This window comes from Erythrobacter sp. JB1-7, from assembly GCF_057365015.1.
In genome coordinates, this window is record NZ_CP200291.1 from 2869440 (window position 1) to 2896095 (window position 26656).

A 26656-nucleotide genomic window follows, 5' to 3' on the forward strand; every position below is an offset into this window, starting at 1 on the left:
CTCACCGACTAACGGGGTCTTTCGGGCGGGCCTCAAACACAATCATCGCCCTAGGTGACCAGCCTAATCTCGCGTCTCGCTCCAATCGACCAGTGCCATTGCCTTGTCGGTATCCACGCCGCTTTCCTTGGCCAGCGCCAAGGTCTGCACAATGGCACTAAACGCCCGTGCTCGTCCCGCCGTGTCAAAGGCTTGAAGCGGGCGCATCACGTCCAGACTGACCAGACCGCCAAGCTTTTCGCTCGCTTCCTGGGCAATCATCCCGGCAATCGGTTGAAGCGTCCATTGCGCCAAATGCCGCTGCGCTTCCCGCACCATCGGTCCGGTGGTCGCAGGATTGCTTAGACCCGGCAAAATGCCGAATACCGTTTCAATGCTCGCCTTTGCCACTGCCATCGTCTCTTTCGTCATCGCCTTGGACAAATCAGGCGTGACATCGTGAGGCTTCAAATCGGTTTGCGGTGCAGGACCGCCCGCCGCAGTCACATTCACGCTTTCGCGCACCAGCACCCGGCCACGCATCCCGCGAAACCCGCGCGCTAGATCAGACATATCGGTGTCAGGCTGTTCCGGCATTGGGATAACAGCGCTGCCGAGCGGTGCATCGCGGTAAACTTCTGACAGCGCAGTCTCGATTGTTTCCAGCAGCCCGCCCGTGAGCCGCGCCCTTCGAAGCGGAGCAACACCCGTGTAAGGCGCGCTTACCTCGGAACCGACGCGAAAGTGCAGCACCTCGCTTGCAAGCAATGTTTCAGACCGCCCGCCGCCTGTATCCGCAATCCCAACCCGATAGGCCGTTGGTGTCGCAAAGCGCGTCGTCAAATCCCAATCGCTGCACGGGACCAGACCAGCTTCGCGGATTGCAAACACCGCTTCACCGCGAAGCGCCAGTGAACGCGCTGCAAGCCCCAGATTGAACGGGGTGAGCATATCGGTGCCAGTGACATCGGAAAGGCTTAAACCGCCCTCCCATAGGCTCACTGCGCTTTGCACGGTCCCGGTCAGTTCTGCCAAGCCATCAGTGCCAGCGATATAGGCCGCACGGGCCTGCATTATCTGCGCGGTATATCCTGCACCGCTTGAGCGGGTTTCAAAACGGTCGTCGCCGCCCGTTTTCTTTTTGAATGGCCACATTATCCTGCCCTCCGATATGGGCGAAGCAGGTCCGCTGCGCCGCTGTATTGCAGCGCACGGGCAAGCCATGTTGCATTGCGCTGTATCTCAAACTCTTCTGCATGTTCGCCAAGGCCAACCCGGCGGAGCGATGTCGCTGCCAGTTCCGGCCCGCGCATCCCTTCAATTGGATGAGGGGTGGTTTCGTAAACCAGATAATCGGTCATCCTGTGAGCGGCCTTCTGCACCGTGTCAGGCACGTCACCAGCGCCAACTTCGGCAATTATGCGATACGGCCCCATATCCGTCAGACAATAGCCATACGGGCCTTCTGTGAGCGTTGCAGCCTGCCATGCTTCGCCGTTCCAGACCTCGGCACTCGTCAGCACCGCCGGGACAAGCGGAAAGCTCCAATGGCCTTTGCCCTCGACCAACCAAGTGACACTGCGCGGGGTGAAGCGATAGGCCGTGTAAGCCTCGATACGCTGCCAGATATCCGCTTCCACGGGAAAGCCGCATAGGCTAGCTCCTATGTCAGGATATTCGGCAGGGAGTGCTTCATCTTGTGAAATAGTCTCGGCCTTCATGCGGGCCTCCATCGGTTAAGGGTGCGGTGCAGGCCGGAAGCAGAAAGGTGGGTGCCCTCCTTTTCTTCTGACACCTGCCAATTGCGCGCCTCCACTTCCGTTTCCGGGTAAGCGGGCCGCGTCACCAAGCTAAGTTCAAACAGGATTGCCTCGCGAATTGTGCGGATCAGCGCCCGCCCTTCGCTGGGGTCTTCCTCAGTCACTTCCTCAGCATCAGGCACGGTCTGTTGCGGGGGGATGCGAAAGCCGGGTGAGATACCGACAATCAGCCCCGCCGATAACGCTGCAAGGGCATCGCGCACAAAGCCCACGTCCATCATCTGCGCTGCAATCGCAGCCTCAAACAGAAGCGCTTCTGGCGTATCGGTCAGCTTCAATGAACCTGCACCGCGACTTGCCAAAGGCCGGTCAAACGAGTGACCGACCAGCAAATGCACCTCTTGGTTCGTCTCGATTGAATGACGAAACGCGAGCGGTGCGAATTGCTCTTTTTTCGGCCTGCCAGTGCGGCCCCCATCAGAGAGAACCGCACGGCTGTTGTAGGGAAACCGGCCCTGCAAACGGGCCGATCCATCGGATTGCCTGCGTATTTCCAGACCGCCGTCTGCAAAGCCGGTAAGCATCACTCGATCCCTGTCAGGATCTCAAGCTGCACACCGCGCGCAACCGTCACGTCCATTGTGGTCAGTGCCGTCAAGCGGAGCTGGCCAGACTTGGCATCGCTGTAAGGGTCACGGATCAAATCGACCGCGCCCCACATGCCGCAAAAGATTGGTGCCACACCGTTGGTTGCGGTTGTCAGCAGAGCATTGCTTGCCGCCGGTGAACCCGAAGGTGCCTCAATCCCGTTGGTGGTCAGCAGCACATTGCCGATTTTGGCGTTCAAACGGTCCCATTCGGAAACCGCGGTGCCCTCAATCAAATCCGCATCCATGGTGTCGAACACTTCCGGCCGCAGCGCCAGATTGATTGAACCAAGGCTGTTGGCCGCGTTGGCAGTCATGAACCGCACCGCCGCAGAACGGAACGCGGCATAGCTTGCCGCAGCATCCACCGCCGTTTCGGTAATGCCGTAGGTGGACGCGCCGGGGAATACACCCAAAGGCTCGCCGCCGCTGCCAGAACCGAGGAAAATAACCCGGTCTGCCTCTTGCTGGATTGCCGCGCTCATATCGCGCCGCACCGCCTGTTCAAGCCCGGTGCCTGTTTGCTTGAGCGCTTTACGGGTGATTTTCATTTGAACACCAAGGGTCTGGTCAGGTGCCATCGGCTTATCAATCGTGGTGTAGGCTTGCGGGCCGGGAACATCGCCGGTTTCCGAACCTGCCCAACCCGGTTGCGCACCGCCGGTCGCAACGGGATATTCCACCTCGCCAACGCCCACGTTAATCATGCGACAACCCATGCGAGCTGCGCTTGATTGGGCAAACAGCCGCTCAATCGTGGGCATGGTGCGGATAGGGTCTGGCACACCATCGGCAATCGTTTCGCCAGCGCGGACTTCCAAAGCCTCTAGCGGAACCGGCACACCCTGAAACCCGCCTTTGCTGCGCAGTTCCTCGACCATTTCAGCCGTTGCACCATCAAGCTTTTTGCCCTCATCAAGAGCTAACGCGACTTGGCGCACTTCAAACTTGCTGGCCATATCTGCCCATTCCTTATCGGAACGGGTTTCCAGTTCCGCACCGGCTACCCGGCGTTCCTCATCCTCGGCAATGATTGCAGCGCGGAAACGGGTTTCGTTCGCACGGTATTCATTATCGAGTTCGGTGATTGAGCGCAGTTCATCCTCGCTAGGGGCATCCTTGGCCACAAGCGGGGACAGTTCCTCGCGGATTGCCGACTGGCGGCGCGTAATTTCCATTGATTTTAACATTTAGATATCCTGTTCTTCTGGGGAGGAGTGCTGCATCTTTCGCAGCAAATTTCGCCATTGCTGGCGCTTTGGGAGGAGAGGCTTGTGCCCCACTTCCAAACGGGTCTTGCGAGCATGACAGCGCCCGCAAAGGATCTGTAAATTCGATAAAACGTAGGCGAGGTGCGGGTGCGTGCGGACCGGTTCAACATGGTCACACTCAAGTCCGCGAAGTTCGCCGCACTCGATACACTGCCAGCCATCGCGTTCGAGCGCCTGCAAGCGCAAAGCACGCCAGCGCGGGCCGCGTGTAACCCGCTGCGAATGCCGCTGATATTCTTTCCGTTTCGCGCTCATGACCATGCGATGCGTCCCCCTTGGTGTTGAGGTCTGCCCATGATGCGAGAGGCTTCCGCGACTGCCAGAACGGTTGAGCAAGCGGCATCAATGCGCCCCATGCTGCGACCCTTCACGATTTTGGAATTGCCCGCCGGATCAATGAACACCGCCGCTTCGCCAATTGCATGGCGCAACAAGTGACTGACCGGGGCGTGCAGCTTGCCGTCAAAGACATAGCGCCGGAACCGTTCAACATCCTCGGACCCATCCTTGAAGCCCATGCCGCGCCAAATGACGGGCGATCGATTGCCCAATTCTGTGAGCGCATCGCCAATCTGGGATTGCTTGAAGCGGTCAGCGACAATCGCCGCAATCACTTCGCCTTCAACGTGCGCCAGAACCCGCCGCAGCCATTGTGCCGGCGGGACTGTCTTTTGCCCCATAAGCGCTAGTTCGCCGCGCTTGTGCATTTGGCTGTATAGGTCACCAACGGCATCGACCTGCCCACGGGCCTCAAGCGTAGGAACCGTGCCGAACGCGGCCCACGATTCAAGCCTGCCCGTCTCAGGCCACAGATAGGACACTGCGCTCATGCTGGCGGTTTCGCCAAGGTCCAGACCTATAACGACTTGGCCCTGCCTGGGCGGCAATTCATCACACTCGCAATCGAGCCATTCGTTCAAATCAATCAGCGCATCGCGGTTGTCTTCTGTGACCCGCTCATTGCGCGAATAGAGCCGGAACCGTGACAGCGCAGAACCGCCGCGCGCCAGTGACAGCGCTGCATCCTCTTTGAGCCGCGAAACGCTGGGGCCAATGCCATGCTTGCTGCCCGGATTGGCAATCAGCAGGCTTTCCAAATCATCCACGGGCAGGTTAGGCGTGGGGCGATGCTCTTGCCGATAAACACCCGGTGCATCGCGATCCAGCCAAAGACTAAACGGGTGCATATCGTTTGGTGCCGATGTCGAGATTATCAGCGCCTTGCCATCCCGCTTGGACAAGCCGGTAAGCAAAGCCGCTTCCAGTTCATCGCCTTGGGATTGTGGCCAGTGTCCGCGCTCATCCAGAACCGCCAGTGTAGGGCTAGAGCCAAGCGCGCTTTTGCCGTCCGCGCTGATTGCCTTAATCAGGTGCGGGCCATTCTCGTCATCAAACTGAATTTCAAAACGGGGTTGCCGCCGGATCGTGATATTCGCCCGCGTTTCTTCTGGCAGTGTCTCGATAAACGACGCGGCATAGCGCCAAGCAATCTTGGCTTGCTCTTGTGTCCGCGCTGCAATGATAACTTCCCGCTCAGCCGCATCGGACCATGCTCCTAAGAGTTCGCCAACGCAAAGCATGGCGGAGATTGCCGACTTGCCATTGCCGCGACCGACCGACAGCACGCCCACGTTCACACCATCGGCAAACGCGCCATCAATGAAACGGTTTTGATAGGGTGCCAGCTTGATTGGATTGCCCGCCAACCTGCCGGTGGGGACCGAGAGGCTCTTGCAGAACCGCTTCACAAGGGTTGCGCGCTTCATTCTGCACCCCCGATGTGTGTGGCTTGTGTATCCCGCACCGCGCTTCCGGCCCCAAACGATTTTCCGGGCATTGGGACCAAATCAAAACCACCAGAGCTATTCTCAATCTTGGTTTCGACCAGCGTGACAATAGTGACACCCTTAAGGGGTGTGTCACGTTTGTCACGGTAAGCATGGTGCGGACACGTCACGCACATGTCACGCACTGTCACACTTGTCACGGTATGGTTAAGCCTCATCGAGAACCCTCCAAACATGAGAGTTAAATTCGCGGACCTCATCCAAATCCATGAGCTTCTTTTTTGCCCGGATGAACGCCTGACGGTTTGCGCTATCGCTTGCTCCACTGGACAACCCATGCGCATCGCAGGCGGCGCGCCAATGCTCCACAGCCACCACCTTGATACCAAGCGGATAGAGGTTGCCCATGTTCTCGCGGCCATGCTCATTCAGCGCCTCATTCAGGGCGTTCATGGCCACTTGGCTGGTGCCTTTGAGGGGCTTTTTCTCTTTGGCGGGCTTGTCCGCAGCGGTCACAATTGCGCTGGTCACCGGGTCGCCATCCTCATCGGTGCCCAAAGTCACCGTGCGCAAGGCAAAGTGCAGGTCTTCTGGTGCAGCCATATCGCGCTGCTTTTTGCTTTTGATCTCGCCTTTGGCAGTTACCAGAATTTCAGTATCGACAGCCGCGCGGCCCGATGATGAACCGCGTGCGCCGCGTTCTTCTTCTTTGCCGGTGTGATGGATGACCAGAACGTGCGCGCCCGTTGCCTCACGGATTGCATCGCAATTGCGAATGAACATGCCCATATCCTTGGCGCTGCTTTCATCGCCTTCACCGATTGAGCGGGCGAGCGTATCCACGACCACGAGAGCGGGTGACTTTTCTGACAGCAGTGAAGCGATGATCTTGGCATCACCGGCAGCGTGCAAATCAATCCCGATTGGCAAAAGCGTAAACGGCGCGCTTGCCATATCTGGGTATTCCAACTTGAAAGCGGCAAGCCGATTGAGCACACCAGAACCGCCCTCGGCTGCGATGTAGAGCACTGGCCCCGGCGATACCTTGCAACCGCGCCAATCGCGTCCAGCGGCCACGTGCATGGCCATATCCAGCGCCACAAAGGTCTTGCCCGCATTGGACGGCCCAAACAGCATGGAAAGCCCGTTTGACGATAGCCAACCCTTTATGAGGTAATTGCAGGTCAGGACCGCATTGATTGAGTCCAGATTGACCATGCGCCGCCTGATCTCTTTGGCGCGTGTCGGAGCAGCTTTTTTCTTGGGCTTACGGTCAAAATCAGCAGTCGGGCCAAACGCATCATGCGCGTCATATCCAACATCTTCCGCCGCTTCTTTCAGTCCATCGGGCAGGCCGCTTACGGGGTCAAACTCCATTGCCAGCCTCCCGTTCTAGGTGGTCAGCAATGAAAGCGGCCTGCACCAAATGGCGGCAGTAGCTTAGGGCAATGTCGAGACGAGCAAGCGGGACATCGGCAAACACAAAAGCGTCCGCGACCTCACGCGCCGCAATGGCATGGTCCGTTGCAATCACCCCTTCGGTTTTGGTGATGAGCGTCACGGCATAATCGCGTGCTGTCAGAAGCGACGTGCGCCGCTCCATCTCATCACCATCGGCGCAATCGGGAACATACTGGCGGACGTGGAAGGCGAGGTCAGTCATGGGGAACCTCCCCGTGCACCGTCACGAAAGCAACATTTTCGCGAAGCAGCAGGTCAATGAACCTGCTTGCTAAGTGGGACTTCCAAAAGACTTTATGGAGCGCGCCCATTTGGACGTGCCAGCCTTCTGCATCATGCCAGAGATTGATTTCTCGCGCGGGTTTTATGGGGATGACGTTACTCATCGGACGGCCCTCCCACAAATTCGCAGCTATTGTTTTCAGCGAAGTGCAGGGCAAAGCGCATCGCCTGCCACCATGTTTCGCAAGGGATCATGTATGCGTGCGCCGGATCGTGCAGCGGCATCACATAAGCGCAGGGCGTGCCGCTCATTGAGTAGCACCAGCCCGATTGGCGGTCAGCCATTGCGTTAATCATTGCGCTGCACCCCCATCATCGCTAGGGTTGCACCCACTTTCCTTCGCTATGGAAAATTGAGCGCTCGAACCGGTTGCCGCCAGTTCGGGCGTTTTTCTTGTCCGCTTTGGAGGGTCAATTAGGTTCGCCAAATAGGCTGGGACGCGGCAGGATGCCGTTGCTCGAATTGCAGGGTTAGCCAGAAGTATCGTATTGAAATAGCGGGGGAAGGGCGGTCCAGCCCTGTCCACCATCGGGTCTCCCGCCACCGGGTTCTCCCGCCACTGGGTCTCCCACCTCCGGGTTCTCCCTAACTGGCGATTACGCTCTCAGGCGCTGTGGTTCTCTTTCGCCTGTCAGGTGCGTTTCGAAGATATCCCATGGCACTGGCTTGCCGATATGCCAGCCTTGCAGATAATCGCAGCCAATTGCGGCGAGCGCTTCGAGCGTTTCGCCATCCTCCACCCCTTCGGCGACCACTTCGAAAGACAGCGCATGGGCAAGCTCTACGGTTGAGCTGACCATGACGCGGTTTGCCTGATTGGTGATGAGGTCGCGGACAAAGCTCTGGTCGAGCTTGATCTCGTTGGCGGGGAAATCTTTGAGGTAATTGAGTGTTGCATGGCCGGTGCCATAATCATCCACCGAAACCCGCGCACCGGCTTCACGCAGGCTCGCAAGCGCGCGCTGGGCAACCTGAGGATCATCCAGAGGCGCGCTTTCGGTGACTTCCAAAGTGATCGGCGTGCCCGGCAGATCGGCAATTGACGCAAGCCTTTTTGAGACCTGATCCACAAAGTTCGCGTCGGACAGCAATTGCGCGGAGATATTGATCGCAAGGTTCAATTCATGGCCCAAAGTGGCGGCATGGCGGGCTTTGCCGATGGCCTCATCCAGAACGAACAAAGTGAGCCTGTCAATCGACTGCTTTTCTTCCAGCAGGGGAATGAATTCGCCCGGAGAAATAGCCCCCAGGGTCGGGCTGTTCCAGCGCACCAGACATTCTGCGCTTGTGATGGTGCGAGCGGGCAATTTGAGCTTTGGCTGGAACACCACGAAGATCGCGCCTGTATCCAGCGCTTCATCAAGCTGGGTGAGGATCGTTTGTTCAAACTGCGATTGTTCGGTCATGGTGCTGGCCGATGATGACCAGCGCAGCGAACGGCGGCGCGCAAATTCGCAAGCGAGCACAGATTGCGCAACGCTATCCTTGGACACCCCAAATGAAGGCTTGGCGCGCAATTGTTGGCCAAGCAAATCAATCGGCGCGTTGAACAAGGCATGGGCGGAGGAAAAATAATCCTCCAGATCATCTTCGCGCTCTGCCGGGATCAGCCAGCCAAAAACGCCGTTTTCGATCCGGAACACCTGTTTGCCCATGGCGATCAATTGCAGACGGTGAGCGATGGCCTGATCGAGCTGGCCTGCGTCTTTATCGGTCGTGACCGCTTCCAATTGATCATAATCTGCAATCCGCACCGCACCGATTGAAAGGTGAGATTTGCTGCGGTGTGCCGCTTCGAGCGCGCGGCGGTTTTGCAGGCCTGATGAAAGGTCCGTGAGCCGCGCTGCGGTCAGCATTTGCAGCAATTGGATAAGGCGCTGAGCGATGGCGAATGTGGCGGCAAAGATCATGGCGCTTGCCAGCTGAACATAGGCAAGGTGCGCCGCATCCGCAGCCAGGGCCAGCGTGCCAATGATCCCGGCGCTCGCGAAAATGATGAGCAGCGAATAACGGCGCAAAGCGGGCTTGATCACGGTGAGCAGCACAATCAAGGCAGCGAGCGCGAGGACGATGGCTTGGTTCACATCAGTGCGTGCGCGGCCCTGAATTAGCGTTTCGGCCGCTTGCGCTTGCACGATCACGCCGGGGTTTACCCCGTAAAGGCTGGTGGGGTAACGATCGCCCAGCTCAATCGCTGTGGCACCGATAATGATGCGTTTGTCTGCGATCCGATCCGCGCTGACTTTGCCGTTCAACAGATCGACGAATGAAATGCGATCAAACGAAGCCGGATCGATCGCCGCATCGACGCGGAATTCTTGCGAGATATCGCCCGGCGTTCCCGAAATCATGCTGGCAAGCGAAGGGCGCGGCACATTGCCAGTGACAGTGCCATACCCATAGTGAGTGATCTGACCATCGTCATCGGGCGTAACATTAACAGAGGCGAGGAATACGTGTTCGCGCAGGTCAGACAGAGGCAGGGCCTCTGATTCCGATTTGTCCTGCGTTGCCTGATTGATCTGGCGAAATGTCGGCAGGATGACCGAAACATTCGCATCGCGCAGCGCCTGGGCAAAGCGGGCGTCCTGTTCGGGCGTGGAGCGGGCGGAAAATTCGATGTCGAACGCGATCTGTTTTGCGCCCAGCCGGTCCAATTCCTCGACTGCGACCGCGTAATTTTCGCGCGGCCATGGCCATTTGGCGACTTCCTGAAGCGAGCGGCCATCGACCTCGACAATCACGATATCGCTATCGGTTGGCCCAGCGCGAAGGATGTCGCGGCCATGACGCATATCGGCTTCGATGACGTCAGAAAGCCCGGTTGAGAAGCTGGCTATTGCGATGATCAACGCGATTACAAACGCGGCAATCGACGCCTGCAATTCGAGCGAGAAGGATGGAAGGTTTTTGCGCAACACGGTTCTTCGGCTTTCCTCACAAAGCAAGCTTATGCTTGCGTGAGTGAGGGTATCGCCAAATGATTGAGATCGCGTTGCCGGGCCTCTTTACGCTGTGTCTCTTTGCGCTGTGCCCGGATGTGGCGGGTTAATCGTTGTCGCCGTCATTATCGCCATCACCGTCTTCATTATCGCCATCTTCGTCTTCGTCTTCGTCGTCTTCGTCATCGTCATCGTCACCTTCATCGTTGTCGTCGCCGAAGCGGTCGCGAAGGTTATCAATGACATTGCCGATAAAGTCTCTAAAGCGGTCTCTGCGGCCATTGCCGGAATCTTCATCGCCTTCATCGTCGATTATTGATTCAGCATCATCATCGTCATCTTGGCCCGAATTGCCCCCGTCGCCAATGCTGCCGTCTGTGGGAAGCTGGTCTTGATCGCCAGAACCGCCGCCATCGCCATCAAGGTCAAGGTTGAGATCAATGTCACCCTCATCTTGGTTGCCGTTGCCATTCCCATTCCCATTCCCATTGCCGGGATTGCTGGGGTCTATGCCATCGGGATCGTTGCCGTTCCCATTATTGCCATCATCAAGGTCGAGATCGATATTGCTGTCGAGATCACCGCTGCCAATGTCCGTATCATCGTCCATATCCGGCAGATCGGGGGTGTCGGGCGTATCTGTTAAGTCTGGAGTATCCGGCATGATCGGATCGCCTGAATTGTCCTGGTCGCCTGATCCGCCCATATCTGCAACTGCGTCAACAACAGGTGCGCCGATCACGTCGTCGATCGCGTCATCTACTTGATTGTTCGGGTTTGGACCGCCCGAGCAATTGGCTACGCCCGCGCAGGTTCCGCCGGGCTGATCTTCGGCATAGACCAGTTCATCTGAACCATCGTTGCCGTCATCCATGCCCATATCAATAACATCTCCAGCATCACCGGTGTCAGGTGTGATGCCAATGTCCGGGGCGATGGTATCGTCTGGTGCGGCAATATCGCCTGCTGCGATGTCAGGTACGCCCGAATCCACCTCGGTGCTGCCAGATTCGTCTCCTGTCGCCGTGTCGCCGCCTGTTGCGATATCCTGATCAACAGCTGCGATATCAGGCTCGTCTATTCGTGCTGCGATAGGGTCCGCCGCGAAATCATTGTCGAGATTTGCCAGATCATCACTGGCGCCAATCGCAGTCACAACACCGCCCTGAGTTACGGCATCATCGCTAAACTCGGCGCTGAATTCCGGCGTGGTAAGAGCCGCAGCGAGGTTTGGCGTGGTCAAATCAGCGTAACTTGAAACGCTGTCATCTGTGCCAGTGCCCTGATCTGCACCCGCAGGCGATTGCTCGCTTGTTTCACTTGAAGCGCTGCCGCCGCGATCGCTTTGGTCCGGCGAGATAGTGACGGCGGTGTCAGATGGGTTTGCTCCGCGATCCAGACGCGAGACCACGTTGGGCGTCCCGCGCACAATAACCTGCTCCCGGTTCGCGCTTTCATCGTCGCTGACAATAACGATCAGGTCACCGATCTGATCGGCATCGACAATCCCGATATTGCCCGGCGTCAGCAAGGCCGCTTCCAGATCGTCGGCGGTGATAACCTCAACCGCGCCCTCGGTGACTTGCACGCTGGTGCCTTCTTCAGACACCGACACGTTGAAAGTCGTGCCTTTCACCACAGCGGCCATATAGGGTGTTTCAACGCCGAAATGCTTGGTGCTCTTTTTTTCCACCTTGAACAATACATTGCCGAGATATTGGAATATCTGGGTCACTGGTCCGGCTTTTTCAGGCTCGGCAATTTTGATTTTGGCCTTTGGCGAGACGACGACATATTCTTTACCGCGCACAATGACCGCGCGGCTTTTGGTGGCGGTTTGCACCACATCGCCTTCGTCCAGCTTGGTGCCCTTGCGTCCTGTCAGCTGCGCGCCATCGCGCACGATTACCACATTGCCGCTGGCTTCGGATATCATCCATCCCGATGGCGCTGCAAAAGCGCTTGTGCTGGAAAGAAGCGCTGCAATGGCGGCTGATTTGACGGCGGCTTTGATCATTGTTTTTCCGGTACTCGAGAAATTTGTAGAGTCTGCCTGTGCCACTGGCGGCTGAAAATGGCGTTAAGTGCGATAGTGAAATAGTAGTTACTGCGTGCCGCTGCTTTGCACTCATACGTAAGCTTTTCTTAGCCAGCTCGCATTACGGCGCTGCCTCTGACTTGGAGGATTTGCGTGCGCAGGTTTGTTGCGACAGGATTGGGAGCATTGGTGCTGGGCATGGTTGCCTCGGTGCCTGCGCTTGCCCAAAACACGCGCGCGCCGCAGATCGCTTTTGCTCCCGTGCTTAAGGTTGCGCCTGAGACGGCTGGCGGCCAAATTGTATCTGGTGACGATACGCAAAGCGAAGAAAGCCGCGACACCGATCAGATCGCGGCCATCGTCATCAGCGGCAATGAAGCAATTGATGATACTGTTTTCCAATCCGCACTAACCGATTTCTTTGGCGAGGACGTGACCGAGGAACGCCTGGCCGAACTTTCCAACGAGGTTGCGCAGCTCGCCAAGGATGAAGGCTATGCCTATGCCCGCAGCCAGATCATAAGCAATCCTGGCGGCTTGGGTATTGTTGAGGTCAAACTGGATGAAGGCGTCATCGCGGCGGTTGAGATCGATGGATACGACAACACCGCTGCCCGCAGCGTGCTTGAAAAGCTAATCGGATCGCCGGTCAAAAAAACGGATCTTGAACGCGCATTGCTGCTCGTCTCGGACATTCCCGCCGTGCGGTTGCGCAGTGCGAATTTCAAACGGGTCGATGGGGCAGGGGTGCTGGTGGTGAAGCTTTCACGCCGCGATGCCAGTTTCAGAGTATCGGGCGACAATTACGGATCAGCGGCATTTGGCCCGGTGCGCGTGCGCGGTTCTGCCGCGGCCAGCGATGTTATGACCGGCAGCGATCAGGTGCGCGCCGCGGTGCGGATCAATCCGGTTGATCTGGGCGAGCTGCTGTTTCTAAGCGCCGCCTATCAAACCCAGATCGGCACTGACGGGGTGACTTTTTCCGCATCGGGCTCTGTCGGCACCACCGCGCCCGGCGGCGCGTTTGGCGATACCGATATCACCGGCGGATCCGTGCGCGGCAGTGCGCAAGTCACTGTGCCGATTGTGCGCGGCAAAAATCTAAGCCTGTGGGCCGATGGGCGCGCCAGCTACATCTCGATTGAGCAGGACGCGATTGATCAGATGCTGCGCGATGACACGGTTGTCACAGTGGAGGTCGGGCTGCGCACGCAGATCGCGCTGGGTAAGGGGAACCGTTTGCGCGCCGGCATTTCGCATGTGCGCGGGCTTGACCTGTTGGGCGCGACCCGGCTGGGCACACCGCTCGCATCGCGCGCCGATGGCGACGGTGTGTTTTCCAAGCTAAGCTTCTGGGCTGACGCGCGGCTTACCTTGAACGACCGCATTGATCTGTTTTTTGCCATGGGCGGGCAGATCGCCGACCGCGCTTTGCTCGGCAGTGAAGAACTGGCGCTAGGAGGGGCATACCGCACACGCGGCTATAATTTCAGCGAAGTGCTTGGCGATGAAGGGCTCTATGGTCTGGCAGAGCTGCGTTACAGCGTGCCCACGGACAAATTGCCGCTCGATCGTTTGCAGCTGTATGGCTTTGTCGATGGCGGGGTCGTCAATGATATCGGGCAGGATTTTGGCGAGGGATCGCTGTTTTCTGCAGGGCCCGGCATGCGCGCGCGCTGGGGCGTGTTTGATATGGAGCTGGAAGGCGGCTTTCCCCTAGGCGGATCGGGTGAGCGCAGCGATGACGGCCCTCAGGTAAACCTGCGCGCCGGGGTAAGCTTTTAGACCGGGCGTATCCGGCCTTTGCCACTTGCAGCCCTTTCCGGCGCGCAGTAGATGCGCAGGTATGCAAAAATCACTTCAAACCGACGCTTTAACAGGTCGCCCGGTGATCTCCGCCACCGGCTTGTTCACCCCCGCAGACGCTATCACCAATGAAGAGCTGGTCGACAGTTTCAATCGCTTTGTGGAACTGCACAACACCCAAAACGCAGACGCCATCGCGGCGGGCGAGGTCGAAGCGTTAAGCCCGTCCTCTGTCGAATTCATCGAGAAAGCGAGCGGGATCAAGGCCCGCCATGTGATGAGCAAAGCGCCGATCATTGATCCAGAGATCATGGAGCCGCGCCTTGAAGACCGCGCGAATGATGAAATCTCGATCATGGCCGAAATTGGCGTGATCGCTGCGCGGGAAGCGCTGGAGCGGGCAGGGCGCTCACCGCAGGATGTGGACGCGGTTTTGTGCGCGGCTTCCAATATGCAGCGCGCTTATCCCGCCATGGCGATTGAAATTCAGCAGGCGCTGGGGATTGATGGCTTTGGCTTTGATATGAATGTCGCGTGTTCTTCCGCCACCTTTGGCATTCAAACCGCGGCGGATTATGTGCGCGCGGGCAATGCGAAAAGCGTTCTGGTGGTCAGCCCAGAGATCACTTCGGGCCATCTCAATTGGCGCGACCGCGATAGCCATTTCATCTTTGGCGATGTCGCCACCGCCGTGCTGGTCGAAGATGCCGCCATCGCGCCTGATGCCCATTGGGAAGTGCTTGGCACAAAATTGAAGACAGTTTTCTCCAACAATATCCGCAACAATTTCGGCTTCCTCAACCGCGCGCATCCTGAAAGCGCGGGCGATCCTGACAAGCTGTTCGTGCAGGAAGGACGCAAGGTTTTCAAAGAGGTCGTGCCCATGGTCGCGCAAATGATCCTTGATGAGGCAGAGCGGCTGGGCCTTGATCCGCAGGCCCTGCGCCGGTTGTGGCTGCATCAGGCCAATGCGGGGATGAACCGTCTGATTGCGCAGCGCGTGCTGGGCCATGAGGCGAATGAGGATGAAAGCCCCACGGTGCTCGATACCTATGGCAACACGTCAAGCGCGGGGTCGATCATTGCCTTTCACCTTAATCAGGCGGACCTTGCGAGCGGTGATACCGGGCTGATTTGCAGCTTTGGTGCGGGCTATTCTGCGGGCACTGTGTTTGTGCGCAAAGCGGGCTGAACCACGGCCCGCGCGCAGGTTTTGCCCGGCCATTCGCATCATCCTTGCTTGCGAGCCACCCGTTCCCGCCCTAGATAGCGCGCCATGGCAGGTGAAATTCTCGACAATCAGGGGCGCGGCGAAGCAGGTTGGAGCTGGCCCGATATCCATCCCGAAGGGCGCAAGTTTGGCGTTATCGCGCTGGCGATCAGCCTTATCCCGCTGTTTTTCGGCTGGGTGTTCGGCTTTACCGTGATGCTGGGCATTTCGGCATGGGTGTTCGCGTTTTTCCGCGATCCCGAACGGGTCGTGCCGCAATCAAGCGATGCGATCATTGCGCCTGCCGATGGGCTGGTCTCGCTTATCATGCAGGTTGATCCGCCCGAAGAATTGCGCGTGGATGATGGCTCGGGCAATCCCGGATTGCCGCCTGGTCCGGTCACGCGGGTGTCGATTTTCATGAGCGTATTCGATGTTCATATCAACCGCGCGCCCATTGCAGGCACCTTGCGGCGGCTGGTCTATATTCCCGGCAAATTCATGGCCGCTGATCTTGATAAGGCGAGCGAAGAGAACGAACGCCAGCATATCCTGATTGAGCGCAATGATGGCTTGATGGTTGGCTTTACCCAGATCGCGGGGCTGGTCGCGCGGCGGATTGTTCCGTTTGTGAAACCGGGGGACACTTTGGCCAAAGGGCAGCGCGTTGGGCTGATCCGGTTTGGCAGCCGGGTTGATGTCTATCTGCCCGCAGGCACCGATCCCAAAGTATTACTGGGCCAGCGCGTTGTTGCAGGCGAAACGGTGCTGGGCGAGCTGGGCTCGCAGGCTCTGCTCGAAGGGATTGTGCAGTGATCCGGCGCGCCCTTGCGGGTTTTGAAAGCGCGGGTGCGCGTTGACGCGGCACGATCCTGATAAAGACATTTCCGATATCCCTGCGCGGATAGGGCCCAAGGCTGCCGAAGACGAAGATCTCGCCGCGCAAACCGACAAGCGCGGCCTCAGCCTAAGAGGCATGCTGCCCAATGCGATCACAGCCGGCGCGCTGTGTTCGGGGCTGACCGGCATTAGCTTTGCGATCGAAGGGCAATGGCAATACGCGGTGCTCGCGGTGATTCTTGCCGCTGTCCTTGATGGGCTTGATGGCAGGATTGCGCGGCTGCTGAATGCTCAGTCCCGCTTTGGCGCAGAGCTGGATAGCCTGGCGGATTGCGTATCGTTCGGGATTGCGCCTGCTCTTATTCTGTTTGTGTGGGCCTTGCAGGATCTTCCCAGCTTTGGCTGGTTTGCCGCCTTGGGATTTGCGATCTGCATGGCATTGCGCCTCGCGCGGTTCAACGCGCGCATTGATGTCGAAAACCAGCCGCATAAGCTCGCAGGGTTCTTAACCGGAGTGCCCGCGCCTGTCGGAGCGGGGCTGGCGTTCTTGCCGTGTTTCTTGTGGTTTGAAACGGGGCTTGAAATGTTCCGCGATCCGCTCGCCAATACGCTTTGGCTGGGGCTGATTGCGCTGCTGGTTATCTCGAACATGGCAACGCTCAGCTGGACGGCGATCCGTCCCCGGCGCGATGTGCGTCTGCCGCTGATCGCGATGGCCGGCGTTGCTTTTGCCGCAGCCTTGATCGAGCCGTGGTGGCTGCTGATCACTTTAAGCGCCGGGTATCTCGCGCTGATGCCTTATGCGATGTTCAAATATGGCAGCGTCAAGCGGCGCCGAGCGCTTCGCCAAGCGGAGCAATAGCGGGCCGAGGTGCCCTTTCACGTGCTCGCTTGACGAAGGCCGGGTATGCGCCAGCGCGGCCTCGGGGAAGGCGGATCCTGTAAGCCGGGGAGGCATCAGATGCAGGGACAGCGCGCTGGCGCAATTCGGTGGCTTCGACGACAGGGACAAATCCCGCACGAGCAAGAGCGCGTTCATGCACCAATTGCACAAAGACGGCGCGGCCCCTGATCCAGTTATCCGCCAGCGCAAGGCCCGTTGCCACAGCAACAATGATGAGCAATGCGGTGATGGTTAAAACGATCATGGGTCTGTTCCTTACCAGCAGGTCCGTAGTGATACGGAGTGTCGTGTTCAGCGTTTGTTCTCTAGCCTTTGTTCCTCAAACGTTCCAATCCGTCAAGCAAAATGTTCCACTTGTGTTCCGCAAGGGGCTTTTGGCACTAGATTTTGTGGCAAGGGAAGGGTAATGGCCCGGCCTCGCCCCATTCCCGGGCCGAATCATTTCGGGCAAGAACGCGGCGAAATTCACATGGATGGCGCACATCACCGGTGCTGTATGCGGGACAACCGCAGAAGCAGTTCCAGCCATCCAGAGGAACAACCGGAAAGGAAATACCTATGGCGGCAGTTACCGTCACAATGCAGCAATTGATCGAGGCTGGCGCCCATTTCGGCCACCAGACCCACCGCTGGAACCCCCGTATGAAGCCGTATATCTTCGGCGCTCGCAATGGGGTCCACATTATTGATCTGTCACAAACTGTTCCGCTGTTCGCACGCGCGCTCGATTTTGTTGAGCAAACCGTTCGGGCCGGGGGCAAAGTGCTGTTCGTTGGCACAAAGCGTCAGGCGCAAGAGCCGATTGCAGAAGCCGCACGCGCTTCGGGTCAGCATTTTGTGAACCACCGCTGGCTGGGCGGCATGCTCACCAACTGGAAAACGATCAGCCAGTCGATCAAACGTCTCAAAACGCTTGAAGAGCAATTGTCGGGCGACACCAGCGGGCTGACCAAGAAAGAAGTTCTGCAATTGACGCGTGAGCGTGACAAGCTTGAGCTTTCGCTGGGCGGCATCCGCGATATGGGCGGCATTCCCGACGTGATGTTCGTGATCGATGCGAACAAGGAAGACCTCGCCATCAAGGAAGCCGCAGTGCTTGGCATTCCGGTGATTGCGGTGCTCGATTCCAATGTTGATCCCAGCAACATCGCTTTCCCCGTTCCCGGCAATGACGATGCGAGCCGTGCGGTGCGCATGTATTGCCAGGCCATCGGCGATGCGGCGATGGCAGGCAAAGGCGGCGCGGCGCATGACAGCGGCGCGGATGTCGGCGCCATGGCAGAACCGCCAGCCGAGGCACCTGCCGAAGCAGCGCCGGAACCAGCACCAGAAGCGCCGGCGGAAACAGCCTGAACGGATTACGCGTCCTCATAATCAGGGCGTAACACAAGCAATCTAGCGCGCTGGGCACTCCCTACAAAGCGGAGTGCCCCGCGTCTTACAACTACACAAAAAGGAATATTCCCATGGCCGATTTTACCGTCGCCGATGTGAAGAAACTGCGCGAGAAAACCGGCGCAGGCATGATGGATGCGAAAAAAGCGCTGAGCGCAGCCGGCGGCGATATCGAAGCAGCGGTTGACGCACTGCGCGCCAAAGGTCTTGCGACCGCGCAGAAGAAATCCAGCCGCACCGCAGCTGAAGGTCTTGTCGGTGTCTCTGTCGAAGGGACGCGCGGCGTTGCTGTTGAGGTTAATTCGGAAACCGACTTTGTTGCCAAGAACGACAAGTTTCAGGACTTCGTCACCAAGGTAACCGCTGTTGCCCTGACGCTTGAGAATGATGATGTCGATGCATTGAAAGCGGCCGATTACCCCGATGGCGGCAGTGTTTCAGACAAGCTCACCGACAATGTCGCAACCATTGGCGAAAACCAGCAGATCCGCCGGATGAAAACCGTCTCTGTGTCGCAAGGCGCGGTGGTCTCTTATGTCCACAACGCTGCTGCAGAAGGCCTGGGTAAGATCGGTGTTCTGGTCGCGCTTGAAGGCGATGCGAGTGCGGATGTGCTGGCGGCGCTTGGCAAAGACGTGGCCCAGCACGCAGCAGCCATGTTCCCGCAGGCGCTTGATGCCGATGGCCTTGATGCTGCCGTGATTGAGCGTGAGCGCGCGATCGCACAGGAAAAAGCCTCGGAAAGCGGCAAGCCTGAAAACGTGCAGGAAAAAATGGTCGAAGGCGCGATCCGCAAATATGCGAAAGAAAACGCGCTGCTCAGCCAGGTTTTCGTGAAAGACGGCAAAGCCACGGTCGAAGAATATGTCGCACGCACCGCAAAAGAAGCGGGCGCGTCGATCAAACTTGTCGATTATGTCCGCTACCAATTGGGCGAAGGCATCGAAGTCGAAGAAAGCGATTTCGCCGCAGAGGTTGCCGCTGCTGTTGGTGGGTAAAGGCAACGCTTGAGCCCCAGCGAAGGCTGGGGCCTAGTGCGATTTTGAGAGAGGTTCCAGTCTTCGCTGGGACTCGAAAATCTGGACAGGCCGTCGCAGCGTATTCGCTGCGACGGCCTTTCTGTTTCGCGGGTTGCAAGGGTCCGCTTTCAGCCATGTTGCCTATTGTCTCTAAAAGCTGAAATTGGAGGTGCGAGCGGTCAGTGCCGAAACCATTTTCTTCGAGTGACAAATCGTTGGACCTGTGCAACTTTCTGCAATCTAGGACTGGGAAACAGTGATGATGCGAAGATCATTTATCGGAGGGCTGCTTGCTACTTTTGGTATTGCAAGCTCGCGAGCCGAGGAAATCGCCAAGCGCAATCCTCCTATCCCGGCTTGGCGGCCATCGTTCGCCCAGCCGCTCAAATTGGTCATTGATAGGGTGAGTTACTACTCTGATGGGCAAGCTGATTTCGCCGTCCTAAAAAACGGCACATGTGTAATTCTTGATCCGGCCCGCTCTGAGACGAATGCGGAGGCCGACGCCAAGCAAGTACTTTCAAGTATCTTGGGCTTTCATCCCGACATGAACCCTACTCCGATGGACGACGGAAATATCCTAGTTCGCTACAATCACCCTGCGGTCAACGTTGTGCTTCAAGAGGTGGCAAAAGCTCATTGGCAAGAAATTGAAGAACGCCATCTCGACGGTCTGACACGTGATGAGGTTCTCATTACGCCTCTGGGCGAAAACGTTTTCGACGACTTTGGCAAACAGGCTCTATTGGGCCGAGCGTACATGTTCATGGACGCAATAGAACCAGAAATAGCGCACATTCACCGACGAGGCTAAATGTCCGCAACTGGGTCGCAAACCGACAGTCCGCTTTCCGCCCGCAGCGTGGTTGTGCAGCCATTCCGCCATCACCTCCCGGTCCCGCGCACCTCAATCAGCCACACTTCCGGATGCGTGAACAAGCGCACGGGTAGCAGGCTCGTCCCCAATCCGGCGCTCGTAATCAATGTCTTGCCGTTTTCGCGGACCACGCCGCACGAATACAGCGTGCCGAACTTTGACATGGTGACAGGCGAACCGCCCCAGGGATAGGCGATCTGGCCGCAATGGGTGTGGCCTGCGAGGGTCAGCTCGATATTCACGGGCAGGCTGGGGAACACATCGGGCGAGTGGCTCAGCATGATGCGCGGGCCGGTGAGGGGCTGCATCGCCTCGGTTGTCGCAAAGATATCGGCGTATCCGACAAAATCATCATCCACCCCGCCAATGGCGAGCGGGCCGATTTGCGCCGCGTCGTTTTCAAGAACGGTGATGTGCGGATACTTGGCCAGCTCAGCCGATAAAGCGGGCCAATCATACCAGTGATCGTGATTGCCCGGCACAAAGACGACCCCGTTTTTCGCTTGCAGTTCGCCCAGCGGCGTGACGATTTCCTCTGCCTCATAAATATGCGTGGCGACGCGCTTTTCGCTGATCAAATCGCCGCCAATCGCGATCAGGTCTGCATTGAGCGCATTGACCTGCGCGGCGATATCCTCAAGCCGCGATGGCGGCATGTCTGGCCCTGCGACATGAATGTCGGTGAGGAATGCGATAGTGAAAGGCTCAGCGCCCGCGGGCATCTGATCACTTTCAAGGACAAAGCGCACGATTTCTGGATCGCGCACCGTGTCATACCACGCCTTGATCGAGAGCAGCACGCTAAGGATGAACGCGAACATGATGGCTTTTCAGAATCATGCACACGGGTGTGCCTCAGATCGCGGCGGAGCGAAACGGGCGGGGCATGCGATTTTCCTACTTTGCTGGCAAAAGCTAGAGTGCCCGGTGCGTTTTGTTGGCCGCCATCGGGCGCGCATTGCGAACCGTTGGAGCAGGCCGTTTTGCGCACAGGATCAAGGTGACAACACGAAGGTTACACATTTATGCGGGAATTCCGTGCTATCATGTTGAAAGGATTAAAAAAGATAAGGAGGCGATATTTTGCAAAAAGGGCCCTTACCGGTCCATGTCTGCTGCAAGGAAGGGGGCGGATGGGCGCTGGCTCTTGGCAGGGGGCGCGGCCTCGATAAGGGCATGAACAGCCACTGCGAGCATAACGCAGAGCATCAACACGCACCGCATCAAGGAGCCACCGACCCCATGTCCATCCCGCCGATCAAACGTGTCCTTCTCAAACTGTCAGGCGAAGTGCTGATGGGCGAACAGGAATACGGGATTGATCCAGCCTATGTGACGCGCCTCGCCGAAGAGGTGAAAGCGGCCAAGGATAGCGGGATTGAGGTGTGTCTGGTGATCGGCGGGGGCAACATCTTCCGCGGTATCTCAGGCGCGGCCAAGGGGCTTGATCGGACCACGGGCGACTATATGGGCATGCTGGCCACGGTGATGAACGCGCTGGCGATGCAGAACGCGCTGGAGCAATTGGGCGTGGCAACGCGGGTGCAATCGGCGATCCCGATGTCATCGGTGTGCGAACCCTATATCCGCAGGCGCGCGGAACGGCATCTGGAAAAGGGCCGCATCGTCATCTTCGCCGCTGGCACAGGCAATCCGTTCTTCACCACTGACACTGGCGCCGCTTTGCGTGCCGCTGAGATGAACTGCGACGCGCTGCTTAAAGGCACAAGCGTTGACGGGGTCTATGACAAGGATCCCAAAGGCAACCCGGATGCGACCCGGTTCGAGGCAATCGCTTACGATCACGTGCTCGCCCAGAACCTGAAGGTGATGGACGCAACAGCCGTTGCGCTTTGCCGGGAGAACGACATTCCGATAGTGGTGTTCTCAATCCGAGAGAAAGGCAACGTCGCGCGCGTGCTGGCGGGCGAGGGCACCCAAACGATAGTGCAAAAGGAAGTGTAACGAACCATGGCTCAATACGATAAGTCAGACATCGAGCGCCGGATGGCAGGCGCGGTTGAAGCGCTCAAAAGCGACCTGTCGGGCCTTCGCACAGGCCGGGCGAACACCAGCCTGCTCGATCCGGTTGTGGCTGAGGTCTATGGTGCAATGATGCCGCTGGCGCAGGTTGCTACAGTGTCCGCGCCCGAACCGCGTATGCTCAGCGTGCAGGTGTGGGACAAAGGCAATGTGAGCGCGGTTGAGAAAGGCATTGCGAAAGCAAATCTGGGCCTCAACCCGATGACCGATGGCCAAACCATCCGCTTGCCCATGCCTGACCTTACCGAGGAACGGCGCAAGGATCTCGCTAAGCTGGCGGGCGAATATGGTGAGAAATCCAAGATCGCTGCTCGCAATGTGCGGCGCGATGGGATGGAAAGCCTGAAAGCGGATGAGAAAGCCAAAGAGATATCAGAAGATGAGCGCAAGACGCTTGAAGATGAGGTCCAGAAGATGACCGACAGCACCGTTGCCGATGTGGATGCAGCGGTAGAGAAGAAGGTTCAGGAAATCCTGACTCAGTAACCGGGTCGAGAGGGGTAAGGCAGATCGGCAAACCGCCCATCACCGATGGTGGCCAGCATTATGGCAATCAGCATGGGGCCGGCGCTCGTCATGTTGCTATCATCATGGATGGCAATGGGCGGTGGGCGAAGAAGCGCGCTTTGCCCCGCGCTATCGGCCATCAGCGCGGGGTGGAGGCGGTGCGCCGCCTGGTGCGCGCGCTGGAACCGATGGGGCTGGAATGCCTGACGCTCTATGCGTTCTCGTCGGAGAACTGGAAACGCTCGGTTGATGAGGTTGATGACCTGATGAACCTGATGCGGCGGTTCATCAAATCGGACCTCGCAGAGTTTGTCGAGAACGGAGTGAAGCTCAAGATCATCGGAGACTGGCAAGGCCTTGCGCCCGATATTGTCGAAATGCTCGAAGATGCGTTGGCGAAGACGGCGAATGGAAAGCAGACGCTGGCGGTGGCGCTCAATTACGGATCGCAGCACGAGATCGCACGGGCTGCGGCCAAGGCAGCGGCAAAAAGCGAAGTGACTGCCGATGCGATCGAAGCAGAGCTTGATACGAACGACCTGCCGCCGCTCGACCTGCTGATCCGAACGAGCGGGGAGATTCGGTTATCGAACTTCCTGTTGTGGCAAGCGGCTTATGCGGAAATGCTGTTTGTCGATACGCTCTGGCCCGATTTCAAACCCGAGCATCTGGCGCAGGCTCTTGATGACTTTGCCAAGCGTGAACGCCGCTATGGCGGGCGATTGACAGGGACCAGCAATGGCTGATCTGGGCGTAAGACTGCTATCGGCATTGGCCATGGCTGCGATAGCGGGCGCTGCCTTGTGGGCAGGCGGCTGGTTCTGGGTTGGCTTTGTCGTGTTGCTGGCCGGGATTGTGCTGTGGGAATGGAATGGCCTTGTGGGCGGCTTTGGCGCGTCCGCTGGCGGGGAGATCGCATGGCTGTTTGGCGGCGCGGTCTATGTCGCGGCGGCGACCTATGCGATGATGCAGGTGCGAGTGAGCTATGATGCGGTGCAAGTTGCGCTTCTGTTCATCGCTCCGATCATTGCGGTGGATGTAGGGGCGTACTTCGCTGGACGGTTGATCGGCGGTCCTCGCATTGCACCATCGATCAGCCCGTCCAAAACCTGGGCGGGGCTGATGGGCGGGGCCATTGCCGCCAGCCTGGTTGCCATCGGTGTCACCTCATTCCAGCAAACCATAACCGGGCAGGTGTTCGTTGCAGAAACGCATTGGTCCGAGGCGGTAGTCGTGGGCATCGTGATTGCGGTGATCGCGCAGGCGGGTGATTTCTTCCAGAGCTGGATGAAACGGCGCGCCGGGGTCAAGGATTCCAGCGGATTGATACCCGGACATGGCGGGGTGTTCGACCGGCTTGATGGGTTTATCGCGGTGTTCTTCGTACTGTTCCTGGTGGCCGTCGTGCCTGAGCTTTTGTGAGAGAGACCGCAATGACTCGCTCAATCACCATTCTCGGGGCCACAGGCTCAATCGGCGCATCGACGCTCGATCTGGTGCGGCGCAATCCCGATGCGTGGCAGGTTGAGGCTCTTACTGCCAATTGCAGCGCGGAAGAACTGGCGCAATTGGCGCGCGAATTTGGTGCAAAGGTGGCTGTCGTTGGGGACGAGGCATGTCTGCCGCAATTGCGCGACGCATTGGCTGGAACCGATATCGAGGTGGCAGGCGGCGCAGCGGCCTTGTGCGAGGCGGCGGCGCGGCCTGTTGATATGTGCGTTGCAGCAATTGTCGGCTGCGCAGGGCTGGCCCCTGTCATGGCGGCGATTGAGCGGGGCGGAACGATTGCGCTGGCTAACAAAGAGGCTCTGGTTTCCGCAGGCGAAGTGATGACGGCGGCGGTTGCGCGGCATGGGGCGACATTGCTGCCCACCGATTCAGAGCACAACGCGATATTCCAATGCCTTGCGGGCAGCTCTTTGGATGATGTCGCGGCGATCACTCTCACGGCAAGCGGAGGGCCTTTGCGAACATGGACGCCGCAGCAATTGGCAGCGGCAACGCCTGCCGAAGCGATCGCGCATCCCAACTGGTCTATGGGCGCAAAGATCAGCGTTGATAGCGCAACGATGATGAATAAAGGCCTTGAATACATTGAGGCGCATCATCTGTTTCCGGTTGGGCTGGACCGGCTGAAAATCGTGGTCCACCCGCAAAGTGTCATTCATTCCATGGTCGAATACAAAGACCGCTCTACGCTCGCTCAGCTTGGCCCCTCAGATATGCGTGTGCCTATCGCCTCGTGTCTGGCTTGGCCTGCTCGGATGGAAACACCTTTGGAGCCGCTCGATCTGGCGGCCATTGGGCAACTGACCTTTCATGCACCTGACGAAGAGCGCTTTCCCGCCACTCGCATCGCGCGCGAAGCGATTGAAGCGGGCGGGGCGGCCCCTGCTGTGCTTAACGCTGCGAACGAGGTGGCTGTTGCCGCATTTCTGCAAGGTAAGCTTGGGTTCACCCAGATCACGGCATTGGCACAAGAGGTGCTGAGCCGCTATAGCGCGCCCGCGCCTGCCAGCCTGGAAGATGTGCTGGCACTGGACAAAGACGCGCGGCAGCAGGCTGCGCGCTCAGTGGAGACGCCAATTAGTGCTTGAGTTTGCTCATGTTTGAGTCCGTTCCGCTGTGGATGTACCCGATCGGGTTTCTACTGGTCCTTGGCCCCTTGGTAACGGTTCATGAATTGGGTCATTATCTGGTCGGGCGTTGGTTCGGTGTGCATGCCGAGGCGTTCTCGGTTGGCTTCGGCAAGGAAATGCTTGGCTTTAACGACAAGCACGGCACGCGCTGGAAACTCTCGGTCTTGCCTCTGGGGGGATATGTCCAATTCAAAGGAGACATGAACCCGGCCAGCATCGCTGACCCTGATGCGCCCGTGGAAGCCGGCAGTTTTCAGGCCGCTGCCTTGTGGAAGCGCGCGCTGATAGTGGCTGCTGGCCCGGTTACCAATCTGGTGGTCGCGGTCGGTATATTTGCGGCATTCTTCGCCATTCTGGGGCAGCCTGTTCCGGTCGATCCGGAAGGGTCCACACAAATAGGCGGGTTCAGCGAGCAAAGCGCTGCTGAAAAGGCGGGATTGGAAGTGGGAGACCGCATCACCGCAATTGATGGTGAGCCGGTCAATAACTTTGGCGAAATCCTCGATAAAGTCGCGATCTATCTCGACCGCGATATCTCTGTCACTGTTGAGCGCGATGGCGAGGAAAAGACGTTCCAGTTTCGCACTGACCTTGTTGAAGAAAACGACCGGTTTGGGAACCTTAACCGGGTTGGCCGGATGGGAGTGGCAGCGGCAGCTCCGCAATACAGGTTTGAACCTGTGGGGCTTGGGGATTCGATTGTCTTGGCTGGTGAGCAGACTTACCGTGTCTTTGCGCTGATGATGACAGGGATCAAACAGGTCGTAACAGGCCAGCGATCAATCAAGGAGCTGGGCGGGCCTGTGAAGATCGCCAAATATTCCGGCGAACAGCTGAGCGCAGGGCCGCTCGCGTTTTTCAATTTTGCTGCTCTCATATCGCTTAATTTGGCATTCATTAACTTCCTGCCAATCCCTGCCTTGGATGGCGGACACCTTGCCTTTTACGCAGCCGAAGCGATCCGGCGAAAGCCGGTTGGCCCGCAAGCGACGGAATGGGCTTATCGTACAGGTATCGCGTTCGTTTTGGTGTTCATGCTGGTCGTCACATTCAACGATGTTGACGGTCTGCTCGGATTTACAAACTTACTTGGCAGTTAGCCGGGGAAAGGGAACGCACCGACAGGTGAAGTCAACCATGGCCGCTTGATTGCTGAGAGCGCTTCGGGCAATGGCGGCAGACGAAAAGCACTTTGATGAGACTAACGTTGAAGGTTGGGGCCTTGTGAATGATACGCCCGCGGGGGCA

The 26656-nt window shown here is 58.1% G+C and carries 26 protein-coding genes; 13 read left to right on the top strand and 13 right to left on the bottom strand.

Translation table 11 applies throughout. From position 1 onward, the window contains the following. Positions 1–63 precede the first annotated feature (63 nt). The 11 genes from AC0V6W_RS14020 to AC0V6W_RS14070 form a co-directional block, all read right to left on the bottom strand. Positions 64–1134, bottom strand: a complete 1071-nt coding sequence (locus tag AC0V6W_RS14020; protein WP_486150987.1) for a phage portal protein — start codon at positions 1132–1134, stop codon at positions 64–66. Then, entirely contained in the window at positions 1134–1700 is a 567-nt protein-coding gene (locus AC0V6W_RS14025) for a hypothetical protein (RefSeq protein ID WP_486150989.1), read from the bottom strand. Before AC0V6W_RS14025 ends, AC0V6W_RS14020 begins: the two co-directional genes overlap by 1 nt. After that, a complete protein-coding gene (locus AC0V6W_RS14030) occupies positions 1697–2323 on the bottom strand; it encodes an HK97 family phage prohead protease (RefSeq protein WP_486151653.1) in 627 nt (208 codons plus the stop codon). Before AC0V6W_RS14030 ends, AC0V6W_RS14025 begins: the two co-directional genes overlap by 4 nt. Beyond that, positions 2323–3576: a phage major capsid protein gene (locus tag AC0V6W_RS14035; protein WP_486150991.1), complete on the bottom strand. Its 1254-nt coding sequence runs from the start codon at positions 3574–3576 to the stop codon at positions 2323–2325. Before AC0V6W_RS14035 ends, AC0V6W_RS14030 begins: the two co-directional genes overlap by 1 nt. Next, positions 3577–3918 (bottom strand): HNH endonuclease, encoded by a 342-nt coding sequence (locus tag AC0V6W_RS14040; protein ID WP_486150993.1) that lies wholly within the window; start codon positions 3916–3918, stop codon positions 3577–3579. Further along, positions 3909–5423 carry a terminase TerL endonuclease subunit gene (locus tag AC0V6W_RS14045; protein ID WP_486150995.1) on the bottom strand — a complete coding sequence of 505 codons (1515 nt, stop codon included), beginning with the start codon at positions 5421–5423 and terminating at the stop codon, positions 3909–3911. Before AC0V6W_RS14045 ends, AC0V6W_RS14040 begins: the two co-directional genes overlap by 10 nt. Before the next feature lie 228 nt (positions 5424–5651). Continuing rightward, a complete protein-coding gene (locus tag AC0V6W_RS14050) occupies positions 5652–6821 on the bottom strand; it encodes a helicase RepA family protein (RefSeq protein ID WP_486150997.1) in 1170 nt (389 codons plus the stop codon). Next, entirely contained in the window at positions 6811–7107 is a 297-nt protein-coding gene (locus AC0V6W_RS14055; protein WP_486150999.1) for a hypothetical protein, read from the bottom strand. Before AC0V6W_RS14055 ends, AC0V6W_RS14050 begins: the two co-directional genes overlap by 11 nt. A gap of 176 nt (positions 7108–7283) precedes the next feature. Further along, positions 7284–7472: a hypothetical protein gene (locus AC0V6W_RS14060; RefSeq protein WP_486151001.1), complete on the bottom strand. Its 189-nt coding sequence runs from the start codon at positions 7470–7472 to the stop codon at positions 7284–7286. Between the two features lie 312 nt (positions 7473–7784). Continuing rightward, the gene (locus AC0V6W_RS14065) at positions 7785–10109 is read right to left on the bottom strand and encodes an EAL domain-containing protein (protein WP_486151003.1); all 2325 of its coding nucleotides are present in this window, start codon (positions 10107–10109) and stop codon (positions 7785–7787) included. Between the two features lie 127 nt (positions 10110–10236). Continuing rightward, positions 10237–12147: a FecR domain-containing protein gene (locus AC0V6W_RS14070; RefSeq protein ID WP_486151005.1), complete on the bottom strand. Its 1911-nt coding sequence runs from the start codon at positions 12145–12147 to the stop codon at positions 10237–10239. 174 nt (positions 12148–12321) lie between these two features. Here AC0V6W_RS14070 and AC0V6W_RS14075 point away from each other — a divergent pair, with 174 nt between their 5' ends. The 4 genes from AC0V6W_RS14075 (at position 12322) to AC0V6W_RS14090 (ending at position 16886) form a co-directional block, all read left to right on the top strand. Beyond that, positions 12322–13953: a ShlB/FhaC/HecB family hemolysin secretion/activation protein gene (locus AC0V6W_RS14075; protein ID WP_486151007.1), complete on the top strand. Its 1632-nt coding sequence runs from the start codon at positions 12322–12324 to the stop codon at positions 13951–13953. A gap of 61 nt (positions 13954–14014) precedes the next feature. Continuing rightward, positions 14015–15166, top strand: coding sequence for a beta-ketoacyl-ACP synthase III (locus AC0V6W_RS14080; RefSeq protein ID WP_486151009.1), 1152 nt, complete (start codon positions 14015–14017; stop codon positions 15164–15166). 84 nt (positions 15167–15250) lie between these two features. Further along, the gene (locus AC0V6W_RS14085) at positions 15251–16000 is read left to right on the top strand and encodes a phosphatidylserine decarboxylase (RefSeq protein ID WP_486151011.1); all 750 of its coding nucleotides are present in this window, start codon (positions 15251–15253) and stop codon (positions 15998–16000) included. Positions 16001–16040: 40 nt separating this feature from the next. Next, a complete protein-coding gene (locus tag AC0V6W_RS14090) occupies positions 16041–16886 on the top strand; it encodes a CDP-alcohol phosphatidyltransferase family protein (protein ID WP_486151013.1) in 846 nt (281 codons plus the stop codon). Here AC0V6W_RS14090 and AC0V6W_RS14095 read toward each other — a convergent pair. After that, positions 16849–17172 (bottom strand): hypothetical protein, encoded by a 324-nt coding sequence (locus AC0V6W_RS14095; RefSeq protein WP_486151015.1) that lies wholly within the window; start codon positions 17170–17172, stop codon positions 16849–16851. The genes AC0V6W_RS14090 and AC0V6W_RS14095 overlap by 38 nt on opposite strands. 314 nt (positions 17173–17486) lie before the next feature. Between AC0V6W_RS14095 and rpsB the strand changes: the two genes are divergently transcribed. The 3 genes from rpsB (at position 17487) to AC0V6W_RS14110 (ending at position 20156) form a co-directional block, all read left to right on the top strand. Continuing rightward, complete coding sequence (rpsB, locus tag AC0V6W_RS14100) at positions 17487–18281, top strand: 30S ribosomal protein S2 (protein ID WP_486151017.1); 795 nt, start codon at positions 17487–17489, stop codon at positions 18279–18281. Positions 18282–18394: 113 nt separating this feature from the next. Then, positions 18395–19321 carry a translation elongation factor Ts gene (gene tsf / locus AC0V6W_RS14105; protein WP_486151019.1) on the top strand — a complete coding sequence of 309 codons (927 nt, stop codon included), beginning with the start codon at positions 18395–18397 and terminating at the stop codon, positions 19319–19321. Positions 19322–19601: 280 nt separating this feature from the next. Beyond that, positions 19602–20156 (top strand): hypothetical protein, encoded by a 555-nt coding sequence (locus tag AC0V6W_RS14110; RefSeq protein WP_486151021.1) that lies wholly within the window; start codon positions 19602–19604, stop codon positions 20154–20156. A gap of 71 nt (positions 20157–20227) precedes the next feature. Here the strand turns inward: AC0V6W_RS14110 and AC0V6W_RS14115 are convergent, their stop codons facing one another. Further along, positions 20228–21040: a metallophosphoesterase gene (locus AC0V6W_RS14115; protein ID WP_486151023.1), complete on the bottom strand. Its 813-nt coding sequence runs from the start codon at positions 21038–21040 to the stop codon at positions 20228–20230. A gap of 421 nt (positions 21041–21461) precedes the next feature. Between AC0V6W_RS14115 and pyrH the strand changes: the two genes are divergently transcribed. From pyrH to rseP, 6 genes are all read left to right on the top strand, one after another. Continuing rightward, complete coding sequence (gene pyrH / locus AC0V6W_RS14120; RefSeq protein ID WP_486151025.1) at positions 21462–22184, top strand: UMP kinase; 723 nt, start codon at positions 21462–21464, stop codon at positions 22182–22184. A gap of 6 nt (positions 22185–22190) precedes the next feature. After that, positions 22191–22748, top strand: coding sequence for a ribosome recycling factor (gene frr, locus AC0V6W_RS14125; RefSeq protein WP_486151027.1), 558 nt, complete (start codon positions 22191–22193; stop codon positions 22746–22748). 104 nt (positions 22749–22852) lie between these two features. Beyond that, entirely contained in the window at positions 22853–23515 is a 663-nt protein-coding gene (gene uppS / locus AC0V6W_RS14130; RefSeq protein ID WP_486151029.1) for a polyprenyl diphosphate synthase, read from the top strand. Then, positions 23508–24191: a phosphatidate cytidylyltransferase gene (locus tag AC0V6W_RS14135; RefSeq protein WP_486151031.1), complete on the top strand. Its 684-nt coding sequence runs from the start codon at positions 23508–23510 to the stop codon at positions 24189–24191. Before uppS ends, AC0V6W_RS14135 begins: the two co-directional genes overlap by 8 nt. Positions 24192–24202: 11 nt before the next feature. Next, positions 24203–25366 carry a 1-deoxy-D-xylulose-5-phosphate reductoisomerase gene (locus AC0V6W_RS14140; RefSeq protein ID WP_486151033.1) on the top strand — a complete coding sequence of 388 codons (1164 nt, stop codon included), beginning with the start codon at positions 24203–24205 and terminating at the stop codon, positions 25364–25366. Positions 25367–25374: 8 nt separating this feature from the next. Beyond that, positions 25375–26508 (top strand): RIP metalloprotease RseP, encoded by a 1134-nt coding sequence (rseP, locus tag AC0V6W_RS14145; protein ID WP_486151035.1) that lies wholly within the window; start codon positions 25375–25377, stop codon positions 26506–26508. The last annotated feature ends 148 nt before the right edge of the window (positions 26509–26656 follow it).